The following is a 12784-nucleotide window of genomic DNA, read 5'->3' as shown; positions in this document are numbered from 1 at the left end:
TTGAGTAGGAGAAGGTAGGCAATATCACATGAACCGGTCAGAATTACTAAGCTCGCAACTGTTTTAAAAAGATACCCTGAAGACGTGAGTCTGACTGCTGTAATTATAGCTAATGTCCCAGTTATGGGATACGCAGATTTGTTTAACAATGGAAAGTCCTAGTCCGTTCCCCCCATAACCTGGAGCACCTTTGCCAAAACGGGTAAAGAGCCTGGATAAGTCAAAATCTAATGGCTGGCCTTGATTACTTATTTCGAAATAATCTGAATTTAGCATAATTCGAACTTCAGCAGTAGGCTGGGTATACGCTATGGCATTAGACAGTAGGTTCGAAATTAATATTTCCATTAAAAAGGCGCTTGCAAAAATCTTCTTCTGCTGGATATCACACATCACATTCAGTTGTTTTTGCTGGAAAAGATCCTCCATTAAATCGAAATTACGTTGCAATACATCATCCAAAGATATGTCTTGTTGATCTGTAAAAGCATTATTCTCTAGTTTCGCGAGCAGGAGCAGTCCTTTATTTACTTTACTCAGTCTGCTTACTGCCTGTTTGGAATCATTGAGTAAACGTGCCAGTTGTTCATCAATATTCATTTGACTAATGCTTTCAAGCCTGACTTTTAAAATGCTAAGCGGTGTTTGAATCTCGTGAGAGGCATTCTCAGTAAATTCTTTCAATGCATTGTACTCTTTTCTTCCCCTTTCTGCAAGATCAGTGAGTACCTGGTTCATTTCCTGAAATTCTTTCACATCCGTTACTGCAAGTTGCAGTTCTTCCTTAGAACTTACAGAATAGCCTTTCATTCGTTTCAGATTAATCAGAAATGGAGCCCAAAGACTGCGACTGATGAAGTAATTTACCAGTGTGCCAAGAACGATCAACATGCAGGCTATGGTGATGAAAATGTAGCTAATTGTTTTTGAATAATTGCCCCAGCCAATATAAGTGGTCATTACCCTGATTCGGTAGGGGGTATGGTTGACAAGTTTACTTTCTTCAAAATAATAGTAGCCTTCGTGTTCATTTTGAAGCCTGTCGTATATAAGCGTGTCCTTAAATACTTTTGGCAGGCTCATTAAGTCTTTGTTCCCGGAACGTATTTGAACCAGCGGAAAATTAATACTTTTACCTTCCCTGAGTTCCTCCACCACCATGTCGGTTTGTAACTCAAGTTGCTCCTCAATTTCAGCTGTGATTTCCCGCTGCAAAAATAAGAATAGTATAAAACCTGTGATGCCCAATACAACAACGCTAAGCCAAAAATGGTAATAACTGATTTTTGTGAGTAACCGCATTAAAAAGTAAACTTATATCCCATACCATATACAGTTTTTATATAATCTTTGCCAGAAGCACAGCTGATCTTTTTGCGTAGATTTTTCATGTGTACATATACGGTGTCGAAGTTATCATTCTGGTCAAAATGATCACCCCACAAGTGTTCTGCAAGAGAAGATTTGCTCACCACTCTGTTTTTATTGACAACAAAAAATAACAACATCTCATATTCTTTGCGTGTAAGCCCGATTTGTTCCTCGTTAAAAAAGAAACGTTTCGATACAGGATCAATTTTAAAATCATCAAAACAGATATTTTCAGCTCCTTTTAAAGTTTTTCTTCGGTAAAGGGCATTGATCCGTGCACTTAACTCTTCAAGGAAGAAAGGTTTGGTAAGGTAATCATCCGCACCAAGATTTAAACCCGTTAGCTTGTCTGACAAAGAATTCCTGGCTGAGAGTATAACAATACCTGTATCCAGGTTTCGCTCACGTATATCGGTAATCAGGTCTATTCCAACACCATCTGGAAGCGTGATGTCGAGTACTATAATGTCGTAGTTGTAATTATTGATTTTTTCTTCTGCAATAGAGAAACTAGTGGCCTGCTCACATATAAAACCATGTGAACTGAAATAATTCTCCATTTCTTCTATCAGTACCGGTTCATCCTCTACGAATAATAGCTTCATACAGCTGTTTGGTTTAGTTTGTTAACTTTTTTCAATTCTTTAGAATTTCTTTAGAATCAATCTTAATCTTTGTTGCAAATAACGATCTTATTTAGACTTAATACAAACAATATTTAAAAATAACACATAATCTAATAGAAATGAAAAATAGATACCTTAAAAGTTCAATGTTTGTTGCGCTGGCTGTAGTGGGTTTGACTTCTTGTAAGAAAGATAAATCAGAGGAAATTCCTTCTTATGATGTGCCTACGACTTACAATTTTAGCGATGCTAGTTATGCAACCTCTACTAGTAGAGTGAGAATGTGGTTAGAGCAAAATACTTATGCAGGAACTGGTAACTCTGGCGCTGCGGCTTTAACTGCTGCAAAAGCGAATGATTTTTGGAATAATACCAACAACCCTTTTACCGATGCTGCCCTAAATACTTCGGGAGTAAATATAGCTGGAAAAATTACCGATGGTCCTACTTACAAAGCTTATTTTGATGGATTAGTTGCCACTAGTCAGTCTTTAGGAGCTACTGCTGCTACTAATGGAACTGCAGGCTTTGTTAATCGTACAGCAACTGGTAAAATAGCTGTTGATGCGAAAGGTGTAGAATATAGTCAGGCTATTGCAAAAGGTTTAATGGGAAGTTTATTGTTTAAACAAGCTGTTGATTTGTTAATTGCTGTAAAAACAGACGCTACTGTAGCGTTGCAAAAACAACATTTTGACGAAGCTTTTGGTTATTTAGCAGTTCCTGTAAATTACAATCCTAATACTACTTATGCCAATACACTTCCTGTAGCCGAAAGACCTTTAGCCTGGGGCGGATATTTAGCCGAACGCGGTAAAGATATTAAAGCCGGAGAAGTAATTTTTAACGCATTTTTAAAAGGAAGAGCTGCAATTGGTGCAAAAGATGTTAAAGTACGTGATGCACAAATCCAGATTATTTTAGAAAAATGGGAACAATTGGCTGCCGCTGCTGCATTAGCATATGTTACCTCTCCTACTACCGGAGATGTTGGCTTAGGCACATTTCCAGGGGCTAAGTTGCATGCCTTATCAGAAGGCTGGGGCTTTATTGCTAGTTTTAAATACAGACCGGCAACCAGTAAACTTACGGCAGCAAATTTCACAAAGTTGAATGATATCATTAACACCAACTTTTATACATTGTTAAATGAGCCTGGCTATCCAAAACTAGTTGAAGCTCAAGGAATATTAAAAGCAACTTACGGTCTTTAATATTTAAATAGAATATACTTATATCAGAACTCTCTGTACGATAAAGTACGGAGAGTTTTTGAATTTTAAAAAAAATATGATGGGTAGAATAAACAAACTGGGAATTTCTGTTTTATCAATATTATTGATGCTTTTTTACAATTCGTGTTCTAAAAAAAGTAATCCTGCCGACGATAAAGCTGCAAATGGCTTTGATAAAACAGCAATGTTAACCAATTACGCTGATAATTTAATTATACCGGCGTACGAGCAGACACAGCAAAAATTAACAGGGTTACAAACTGCAGTAAATGTTTTTTTTGCTACACCAAATGCTACTACTCAAGTTGCATTAAAAGCTGTTTTTAAGGATACCTATTTACAGGTTGAGCGTATTTCTGTACTGGAATTTGGTCCTTCACGAGATAATTCTTTTATAGGTTTTATCAATACATTGCCTGCCAACACAATGAAAAAAGTTGGTGAAAAAACCGATTTGGCAATAATGGAAGAGAATATAGCTAATGGCAGCTGGAATTTGGCCCAAAACTCAGCCATACATCAGCAAGGTTTCCCGGCATTAGATTATTTGTTTTTCTCTAATGGTGCCATTGCAAAATTTGCAGATGCCAACAGTACAAACCGGAAAAAATATGTGCAAGACATACTAAACAGGATAAAGTCTCTTTTAGATCAAACTTTATCAACCTGGAAAAATACGTACCGTGGGCAATTTATATCAAACACGCAAAGCAACTCGGGTAGTCCAATTAGCTATATGTTAAACCAGTTTGCCTACGAAATGGATATGCTTAAAGGTCCACGCATTGGCTGGCCTTTTGGTACACAATCTGGAGGTGTTCAATTTCCAGAGCTTTGCGAAGCTTACTATTCTGGCCTGTCTCTTGATTTGGCCATTGAGAACATGAGCAGTCTTAAAAAGATGTTTACCGGTGGCAGTAGTGGTAAAGGAATTTCCGATTTGCTGGCAGCGCTTGGCAATAAGCAGTTAAAAGACGAAATATTAAACCAGTTTAATGTGGTTGATGCTAAATTAAAAGCCATTCCGGCTCCTTTATCATCAGCATTGGCAAACAATAAGCCGGCTATTGAAGATGCAAACAAAGAAATACAGCTTTTGTTAAGGTTAATAAAAACCGATGCAGTATCTAAATTAGGCGTACAGATTTCTTATGTAGATAATGACGGCGATTAACAAAGCCATAAAATGGATAAAATCACCAATATCTATTGCTCCTCTGGTTACTTTCAGGGTGCTGTTTGGTGTCATGATGTTGTTAAGTACCATTCGTTTCTGGATAAGGGGATGGATTACCACTCAATATGTTGATCCGGCATTTCATTTTACGTTTATGGGTTTTGATTGGATTCGCCCATTGGGAAATGTCGGCATGCACCTGGTATTCCTTTCCATCGTAGTTTCGTCATTGTTCATTGCACTGGGCTTTTGTTATAGGTTCGCAATAGTTACGTTTTTTCTGCTGTTTACCTATGTAGAGTTAATTGATGTTACCTATTACCTTAACCATTATTACTTTATAAGCGTAATCAGTTTTTTAATGATCTGGCTTCCGGCAGGCCGTTTTTTTTCTCTGGATGTAAAATTTAATCCGGCACTAAGGGTTACTGAGGTTCCAAGATGGGCCGTTGGATCTATCCGTTTGCAACTTGGCTTGGTCTATTTTTTTGCCGGATTGGCAAAATTAAATTCAGACTGGTTGCTGGCAGCCCAGCCTATGAAAATATGGTTGCCAACAAAGAGTCACCTTCCGTTGATTGGTTCATTAATGTACGAGGAATGGGTGGCTTATTTTTTTAGTTGGTTTGGAGCGGTTTATGACCTTTTTATTGTTTTCTTTTTATTGGTTCGCCGCACCCGTTTTATCGGGTATCTGATCGTATTGATATTTCACATTGCTACAGCTATATTTTTTCCGGCTATCGGCATGTTCCCCTATATTATGATGGTTTGTACACTAGTATTTTTTAGTGGAGATTTCCATTTAAAAGTTATCCGTTTTTTTAACCGTCTCTTTTCCGGTATTGAAAATAAATCTGCTTCCTTTAAGCCTGCTTACCAAAATCGGCTCTTATGGATGTTTGGTTTGTTTTTCCTTATCCAGATAGTTTTGCCCATGCGCTATCTTGCTTACCCAGGCCCTTTGTTCTGGACAGAAGAAGGGTACAGGTTTTCCTGGCGGGTGATGTTGATGGAAAAGGTCGGAACAACAATCTTTTCTATCCGTGATAGCCAGACAGGAAATAGTTATGAAGTTAATAACTCAGAATTTCTGACTACGCAACAGGAAAAAATGATGAGTACCCAGCCCGATCTGATCCTGAGGTATGCACATTACCTTGCAGGTGTATATATCCGGCGAGGAATCAAAGAACCTCAGGTTTACGGAGAAGTTTATGTAACCCTGAATGGCAGGAGATCTGCTCCCTTTATTGATAGCAAGGTTAACCTTGCAAATCAGCAGCTTAGTTTTAAACATTACAAATGGATTTTGCCATTTAATATAAATCACGACTTATGAGAATAACCGGCATCTTGTTTTTTTGCCTGATATCTGTTTTTACCAAAGCCCAGCAATTTGAAATAGCCGGTAAAATAACCCTATTGAGAAAACCGGTTGAAGGCGCAACAATTATTTTAGAAAACCATGCCAAAAGCACAAAAAGCAATTCATTTGGCGAGTTTGTATTTAAAGATCTATCAGCCGGAAAATATACTGTAGCCATCTCTTTTATTGGTGCTAAGGATGTTAAAAAAACAGTCGAGATAATTAATGGCAATGCTCAGATAGATATTAAGTTAGAAATAGACAACGCCATCCAGCTTGATGCTGTAGACATTACACGAATAAACGACAAAGTTGCTGATAAGCTGAACCAGGTAGAAGGAACCGCCATATATGCCGGTAAAAAAACCGAAGTGATTAACTTAAAAAATATAAATGCCAATTTAGCTACCAACAACGCCAGGCAGGTATATGCCCGTGTAGCAGGCTTAAACATTTGGGAGTATGATGGGGGTGGGCTACAATTGGGAATCGGTGGTCGCGGCTTAAACCCCAGCAGGGTATCAAACTTTAATATGAGGCAAAACGGATATGACATTAGTGCCGATGCATTGGGTTATCCCGAAAGCTATTATACACCACCAACAGAAGCTTTAGATAGAATTGAAATTGTACGGGGTGCCGCAAGCTTACAATACGGTACACAATTTGGCGGTATGATTAATTTTAAGATGAAAAAGGGCCCCACAGATAAGCCACTTGAATTTACAAGCAGACAAACCCTTGGTTCATTTGGTTTTTTTAACTCTTTTAACAGCGTTGGCGGACAAGTAAAAAAACTAAATTATTACGCTTTTTATCAATATAAAAAAGGCGACAGCTGGCGACCAAACGGACACTTCGACCAGAATACTGCTTATGCCCATTTAGATTATGCCTTTAACAGCAAACTAAAACTAACTGCCGAATATACCCATATGGATTATCTGGCGCAGCAACCAGGAGGTTTAACCGATGAGCAGTTTGAAGCAGACCCTTCAGTATCTGTCAGGGCAAGAAACTGGTTTAAGGTAAAATGGAATTTATTTAACTTAAGCCTTGATTACCAACTAGGCGAGCATACCAGGCTAAATTGGATAAACTATCATTTGGATGCCGGAAGGGAAGCCTTAGGGGTTTTAAGCTACATCAACCGCCCTGATCCGGGCGAAGGCACGCCGAGGGATTTGATGGCCGATAGATATGACAACTACGGCTCAGAGCTTAGGGTATTGCATCAGTACAAGCTCATTAACAACCAGACCAGCAGTTTACTTGTAGGATCGAGGGCATATAAGGGGCTAACTTTTAAAAAACAGGGCGATGCGGATACTGGCTTAGGACCTGATTTTAATTTTTTAAACAGTCAGCCCAATAAGTCCGATTTCCGGTTTCCTGGTACAAATTTAGCTTTGTTTGCCGAAAATATTTTTCAGATGACCAGTAAGTTGAGCATCACCCCCGGTGCCAGGTTCGAGTATATCTATACCGGCGCTAAAGGAAATTACACACAATTTCAATTTGGTGTCCCAGATTTGACAAAAACCGATAACAAAAGCAATCCACGTTCATTTATACTATTTGGTATAGGTGCATCATATAAACCACACCCAACCATTGAGCTTTATGCCAATATTTCGCAAAATTACAGGTCCATCAATTTTACTGATTTAAGGGTGCAGAACCAAAATGCAAGGGTAGATTCGTTATTGAAAGATGAAAGGGGCTACACTGCTGACGGTGGGGTACGAGGGAATTTAAAAGATTGGCTATATTATGATTTGAGTGTGTTTTACCTTAAATATAACGACAGGATTGGCTCTGTTTTTACTACCGATGCCAGTAATATGATATACCGCTTAAGAACAAACGTAGCTGATAGTCGAAATATTGGTTTCGAAAGTTTGATTGAAGCTGACTTATTAAAGGCTTTTTCCCAGGGTGCGAGTAAATATAAACTGGTGGCTTATACCAATTTTTCATTAATAAATGCCCGGTATATCAATACAGATAATACGGCAATAAAAGATAAAGAAGTAGAGTTTGTGCCGCCACTGTTGTTCCGTACAGGGCTATCGTTCGGAAATAAAACATTTAATACCAGTTTACAATATGCTCATGTAGTACAACATTTTTCTGATGCTACCAACGCGGAAAGCACGCCAACAGCGGTAGACGGTATTGTACCTGCCTATCAAATTGTCGATTTTTCGGCCAGTTACAACTGGAAATGGTTTACGCTTTCCGGAAGTATTAATAACCTGTTGAATGAGAAATACTTCACAAGAAGAGCTGATGGTTATCCAGGCCCAGGGATTTTACCTTCTGATCCACGGGGATATTACATGACATTACAATTTAAACTATAATAATTTTATACCTTAACCTTAAACAAATTCTGATGAAAAAAGCATTAATCGCATGTATCGTAGCCCTGTCAGGCATAGTTACGCTACAATCTTGCGGTGAGAACGAAAAAACTGACGTTGTTGAAAGTGGAACTTATCAGGGCGTTGCCCAAAAAGTAGAAGCTGATGAAAAGGAAATATATGTAAAAACTGCAGACAATAAATTGCTGGAGCTTTATTTTACGGACAGCACAAAACTTACGAAGGATGGTGCCATCGTACCTTTTGAAGAGATCAAAAAAGATGGTAATGTAGAAGTTCAGGTAGAGAAAAAAGGCAATAAACTGGTTCCTGTTGCTGTAAGTATTTTGACTAATTAATGGAACAAATCCCATCTGTCTGGAGAACTGAACTTTGGCATCCTATGCTGATTCACTTTCCAGTTGTGACCCTGCTATTGGCTACAATAGCAGGGCTTTTATGCTTTTCTATGCGCAATAGTATTTTCCTAAAGCAACTGGTTCCAGTTATGCTTTGCATCGGTGTACCCACCGGTTGGTTAGCTATTTACACAGGTTTACTATCCTACAATGTTGTGGTAAGACAAATCTGTGATCCAGAGGTGCTTCAAGAACACTATTGGTGGGGATATACAGCAGTGATTATCTATTCAGTAGCGTTGTTTTGCTGGATCTTATCCAAATGGTTGATTAAAGGAAGGCCTATGCTACTGCAGAGCCTGGTATTATTGCTGATGCTGGCCGGAGCAGGAGCCTTATCGTACTGCGGCCATTTGGGGGCATCGGTCGTATATCAGCAGGGTGGAGGGACTTATAAGCCATCCGCAAACTGTACTGAGTTTGAAAAATAATTTATAGAATAAAGTACCTACATTGTTAAATAGCTTTTATTGAAACACAAGAATGATAGTTCCTGCTATAATCATTAGCACGGCAATTGCGGTTTTAATGGTCAGGGGTTCGCCAAGAAAAATAACGGATAACAGAATCGCAATGGCTACACTTGCTTTATCAACCGGGGCCACCTGAGAAACCTTTCCCAGCTGAAGTGCCTTAAAATAAAAAATCCAGGAAAGCCCGGTTGCTAGTCCGGATAAAACCAGAAAGATCCAGTTTTGTCTGGTTAAACCTGATATACCCTGCTGGTCGTTCCTGAAAAAGACAATGGCCCATGCCAGTAACAAAATAACTACAGTTCTTATGGCTGTTGCCAGGTTCGCGTCAATTCCTTTAATGCCTATTTTGGCCAGTACCGCAGTAACTGCGGCAAAAAAAGCTGAAAGTAAAGCATAAATCCACCACATATTGAAATCGAATGGGTTAATCAAATATAGTGGTAAAACAGAATTTCTACATAATTGATTGCGAGATTAGATTTAAAATTCTGACCTATGAAATTAAAGTTCATCGGATTAATGTGTTTAGGATTGTATTTGGGCTCGCCTTCCCTAAGTAATGCTCAAGTCAGGGACACACTTAATTACAAACCGAAAATTACGGCATTCATCATCCCGACAGCATTTATTGGCTATGGTTTGGTTTCTCTCGGCGAAAATAAAAGTAGGGATCTGGATAGGACAACAATGAATGAGCTACAGGAAGATCATCCCTTATTTGCTGCTCATGTAGATGATTATATGCAGTTCGCACCTGCTGTTGCTGTTTATGGTCTGCATTTAGCAGGGATAAAAGGTAGAAACAACTTATTGGATGCTACAGGAATATATTTGTTATCTGAAGGGATCATGGGTGGCACAGTAGCCAGTTTGAAAAGTCTTACCCATCGGGAACGTCCTAACCATTCTGGGTTTAATTCTTTTCCGTCCGGACATACGGCTAACGCTTTTGCCGCTGCTGAATTTTTAAAACAAGAATATAAAGATGTTTCGCCCTGGTATGGTTATGCTGGATATACAGTGGCAACAGCTACTGGTGTGTTGAGGATGTATAACAATAAACACTGGCTTAGTGATGTTGTGGCTGGCGCTGGTTTTGGAATATTGTCAACGAAAGTTGCCTACATTTTATACCCAAAAATAAAGCGACTTATTGTTGGTAAGGAAGATTCAAATTTTAATCTGGTTCCTTCTTACCAGGCACATCGTCTTGGATTTTCATTCAATGGGACATTCTGAGTTTTTATTCAAAATTTCTTCCAATTTGATACACAGCTTTGATAAAAAAATGATTTTCATGTATAGAATAGCCGCCCTTTTGATATTAGTATTCCCTTCATTTGCTATAGCTCAAAATAATCCTGGTACAACCATTTCAGGAATGGTTCAGAACGTTGAAAAATCCTCACTACCTTATGTGAATGTGGTTCTGAAAAAACAGAAAGATAGCAGTTTTGTACTGGGAACAGTAACTAATGATGAAGGACGATTTACATTAGCGAATTTAAAGAGTGGAAATTACCTGATTGAGATATCAATGATCGGTTTTAAAACCCATTTGCAAAAATATGTCGTAGGGACGCTTAGTCCATTTTTAGATTTAGGCATTTTTGAATTAAAAGAGGATGCTAAATTGCTGAACGAGGTGGTGGTTGCTGGAATGAGAAAAGATGGCATATCTGATAGAATGGATAAGAAAACCTTTACACTGGCCAATAATGTAGCCCAATCTGGTGGTTCAGTATTGCAGGCTATGCAAAATCTGCCTGGTGTAACGATACAAGATGGAAAAGTACAGCTTCGTGGGAATGATAAAGTGGCCGTGCTTATCGATGGAAAACAGAATGCAATCACGGGGTTTGGTAGTCAGACAGGTCTCGATAATATCCCCGCATCGGCTATAGAACGTATAGAAATTATCAATAATCCCTCAGCTAAATATGATGCTAATGGAAATGCAGGTATCATTAACATTATTTATAAGAAAAGCAGGCAGGAGGGTTTGAATGGTAAAATTGGTCTTACAACAGGACTTGGCGCACTTTGGATCAGAAAAGAAAATCTACCCGGAATCAGGCCACAATATCAGGCTACGCCAAAGCTTAACCCTTCTTTGTCATTAAACTACAAAAAAAACAAGGTCAATACTTTTCTGCAGGCAGATTGGTTGTATACACAAACACTCAATAGAAATGACTTTGCACAACGGATTTATGATGATGGAACGGTGATTAATCAGCAGGTAAAAAGAAACAGGACTACTACATTTTCTACCATAAAAACAGGAGTTGATTGGAATCCGGATGATTACAATTCCTTCACGGTTTCAGCTTACTTAAACAGGGAAAAAATCATAGACAAAGGGGATATTCCTTATTTTAATGGAGATTTTAGTGTACGTAGCAGGTTGTGGCAGTTTTTGGAAGATGAGGTGAAATATACTGCGACTGCTGCAGCGCTTTATCAGCACAAGTTTAAACAACCCGGACATTTACTAAATGCGAGTTTCAATTATACTTTTCATAGGGAAGATGAAAAGTATTTCTTTACCAATACTATGCTCACTTTTACCGGAGAAGATGCCTTTAAACTGCTGTCTGATGAGCATGTGGCTGATCTAAACATTGATTATGTAAAACCATTAAAACATGGAAGGTTAGAAGGAGGGGTTAAATTCCGAAGAAGAACTATTCCGACCAATATGCAATTTTTCCCTGGGCTCAATTCGCCATTGGACGTAAATGCGGGCGGTTGGGCAGATTATAAAGAAACTATTCCTGCGTTATATGGTAATTATGTATTTGAGAGTAATAGGTTTGAGCTTGAAGCTGGGGTAAGATTGGAGTATGTAAAGGTAAATTATGATGTGAATCCAAATCACAATACTTATAAAAGTGACGGTTACGATTATACCCGGCCATTTCCCAACCTGCGATTGGCTTATAAATTGAATGGACAACATAAAATCTCTTTGTTTTACAATGAAAGGGTAGACAGGCCAAATGAGGTCGATATCCGTATTTTTCCTAAGTATGATGAACCTGAGGTGATTAAGGTTGGTAACCCAACACTGAGGCCACAGTTTACTAAAAACATAGAGTTGGGACATAAACTAACATGGGATAAAGGGAGCGTGTACTCGGCACTATATCATAAAATGATTGATGCCACCATCAGCAGGATTGCCACTGTTGTACCTGGCAGTACATTGATTTATAACATTTTTCAGAATGCGGATAAAAGTCGCCAGACTGGAACAGAAATAACAGTTCAGCAAGAATTAACTCCTTGGTTTACTTTTAATACCAGTGCCGCTTTATACAGAAATGTAATTGATGCCTTTACGATAGAAAATAAATACCCCGTTCCAACGGTTTATACGATGCCCGAAGAAAGTGTTACCTCCTGGAATACGAAATTTAATGGCATGTTTAAAATGCCGAAAAATACAACGTTTCAGATTTCTGCCGTTTATCTGGCTCCTGATATCATTCCACAAGGAAAAATCAGTTCTAGATTTTCTGTCGATATGGGTGCGAAAAAACAAATCCAAAAGGGGAAAGGCGAATTGTTTTTGAACGGAACAGACTTGTTTAACACCTTGAGGCCCCAAAAGGAAATCATTGGAAACGGTTTTAAGTTGATCAGTACAGATTATTTTGAAACGCAGGTTTTTAGACTTGGATACAGTTATAAATTTTAATACATTAACTACTTCATCAAATCATTTTAAATATATCAGCTA

The 12784-nt window shown here is 38.5% G+C and carries 11 protein-coding genes; 8 read left to right on the top strand and 3 right to left on the bottom strand.

The window, feature by feature from the left end; genetic code table 11:
* Positions 1–63: 63 nt before the first annotated feature.
* Together R2Q84_RS14080 and R2Q84_RS14075 are read right to left on the bottom strand one after the other, a co-directional pair.
* Entirely contained in the window at positions 64–1302 is a 1239-nt protein-coding gene (locus tag R2Q84_RS14080; RefSeq protein ID WP_316817202.1) for a HAMP domain-containing sensor histidine kinase, read from the bottom strand.
* Entirely contained in the window at positions 1302–1976 is a 675-nt protein-coding gene (locus R2Q84_RS14075; RefSeq protein WP_316817201.1) for a response regulator transcription factor, read from the bottom strand. Before R2Q84_RS14075 ends, R2Q84_RS14080 begins: the two co-directional genes overlap by 1 nt.
* Before the next feature lie 140 nt (positions 1977–2116).
* On the opposite strand from R2Q84_RS14075, the gene R2Q84_RS14070 reads away from it, so the two are divergent.
* The 6 genes from R2Q84_RS14070 to R2Q84_RS14045 all read left to right on the top strand — a co-directional run bounded on the left by R2Q84_RS14070 (position 2117) and on the right by R2Q84_RS14045 (position 8994).
* Entirely contained in the window at positions 2117–3211 is a 1095-nt protein-coding gene (locus R2Q84_RS14070; RefSeq protein WP_316817200.1) for a DUF4856 domain-containing protein, read from the top strand.
* Positions 3212–3287: 76 nt separating this feature from the next.
* Entirely contained in the window at positions 3288–4406 is a 1119-nt protein-coding gene (locus tag R2Q84_RS14065; protein ID WP_316817199.1) for an imelysin family protein, read from the top strand.
* On the top strand, positions 4393–5751 hold the full coding sequence (locus R2Q84_RS14060; RefSeq protein ID WP_316817198.1) for an HTTM domain-containing protein: 1359 nt from the start codon (positions 4393–4395) through the stop codon (positions 5749–5751). The genes R2Q84_RS14065 and R2Q84_RS14060 overlap by 14 nt, the downstream gene beginning before the upstream one ends.
* Complete coding sequence (locus R2Q84_RS14055; RefSeq protein ID WP_316817197.1) at positions 5748–8144, top strand: TonB-dependent receptor; 2397 nt, start codon at positions 5748–5750, stop codon at positions 8142–8144. Before R2Q84_RS14060 ends, R2Q84_RS14055 begins: the two co-directional genes overlap by 4 nt.
* 32 nt (positions 8145–8176) lie before the next feature.
* Complete coding sequence (locus tag R2Q84_RS14050) at positions 8177–8503, top strand: hypothetical protein (protein WP_316817196.1); 327 nt, start codon at positions 8177–8179, stop codon at positions 8501–8503.
* On the top strand, positions 8503–8994 hold the full coding sequence (locus R2Q84_RS14045) for a DUF2231 domain-containing protein (protein ID WP_316817195.1): 492 nt from the start codon (positions 8503–8505) through the stop codon (positions 8992–8994). The genes R2Q84_RS14050 and R2Q84_RS14045 overlap by 1 nt, the downstream gene beginning before the upstream one ends.
* Before the next feature lie 36 nt (positions 8995–9030).
* Here the strand turns inward: R2Q84_RS14045 and R2Q84_RS14040 are convergent, their stop codons facing one another.
* Positions 9031–9447, bottom strand: a complete 417-nt coding sequence (locus R2Q84_RS14040) for an EamA family transporter (RefSeq protein WP_410478427.1) — start codon at positions 9445–9447, stop codon at positions 9031–9033.
* 87 nt (positions 9448–9534) lie between these two features.
* Here R2Q84_RS14040 and R2Q84_RS14035 point away from each other — a divergent pair, with 87 nt between their 5' ends.
* The gene (locus R2Q84_RS14035; protein ID WP_316817193.1) at positions 9535–10278 is read left to right on the top strand and encodes a phosphatase PAP2 family protein; all 744 of its coding nucleotides are present in this window, start codon (positions 9535–9537) and stop codon (positions 10276–10278) included.
* 58 nt (positions 10279–10336) lie between these two features.
* The gene (locus tag R2Q84_RS14030; RefSeq protein WP_316817192.1) at positions 10337–12742 is read left to right on the top strand and encodes a TonB-dependent receptor domain-containing protein; all 2406 of its coding nucleotides are present in this window, start codon (positions 10337–10339) and stop codon (positions 12740–12742) included.
* Positions 12743–12784 lie beyond the last annotated feature (42 nt).

This window comes from Pedobacter nyackensis, assembly GCF_032678475.1.
GTDB lineage: Bacteria > Bacteroidota > Bacteroidia > Sphingobacteriales > Sphingobacteriaceae > Pedobacter > Pedobacter nyackensis_A.
The sequence above is the reverse complement of the archived record's forward strand: the minus strand, read 5'-3'. Positions and strand labels throughout refer to the sequence as shown.

Bases quoted from the DNA above. Each gene is read 5' to 3' on its own strand.
- R2Q84_RS14060 (WP_316817198.1), top strand. From the start codon at position 4,393: ATGACGGCGATTAACAAAGCCATAAAATGGATAAAATCACCAATATCT.
- R2Q84_RS14065 (WP_316817199.1), top strand. From the start codon at position 3,288: ATGATGGGTAGAATAAACAAACTGGGAATTTCTGTTTTATCAATATTA.
- R2Q84_RS14080 (WP_316817202.1), bottom strand. From the start codon at position 1,302: ATGCGGTTACTCACAAAAATCAGTTATTACCATTTTTGGCTTAGCGTT.
- R2Q84_RS14040 (WP_410478427.1), bottom strand. From the start codon at position 9,447: ATGTGGTGGATTTATGCTTTACTTTCAGCTTTTTTTGCCGCAGTTACT.
- R2Q84_RS14030 (WP_316817192.1), top strand. From the start codon at position 10,337: ATGTATAGAATAGCCGCCCTTTTGATATTAGTATTCCCTTCATTTGCT.
- R2Q84_RS14045 (WP_316817195.1), top strand. From the start codon at position 8,503: ATGGAACAAATCCCATCTGTCTGGAGAACTGAACTTTGGCATCCTATG.
- R2Q84_RS14075 (WP_316817201.1), bottom strand. From the start codon at position 1,976: ATGAAGCTATTATTCGTAGAGGATGAACCGGTACTGATAGAAGAAATG.
- R2Q84_RS14050 (WP_316817196.1), top strand. From the start codon at position 8,177: ATGAAAAAAGCATTAATCGCATGTATCGTAGCCCTGTCAGGCATAGTT.
- R2Q84_RS14070 (WP_316817200.1), top strand. From the start codon at position 2,117: ATGAAAAATAGATACCTTAAAAGTTCAATGTTTGTTGCGCTGGCTGTA.
- R2Q84_RS14055 (WP_316817197.1), top strand. From the start codon at position 5,748: ATGAGAATAACCGGCATCTTGTTTTTTTGCCTGATATCTGTTTTTACC.
- R2Q84_RS14035 (WP_316817193.1), top strand. From the start codon at position 9,535: ATGAAATTAAAGTTCATCGGATTAATGTGTTTAGGATTGTATTTGGGC.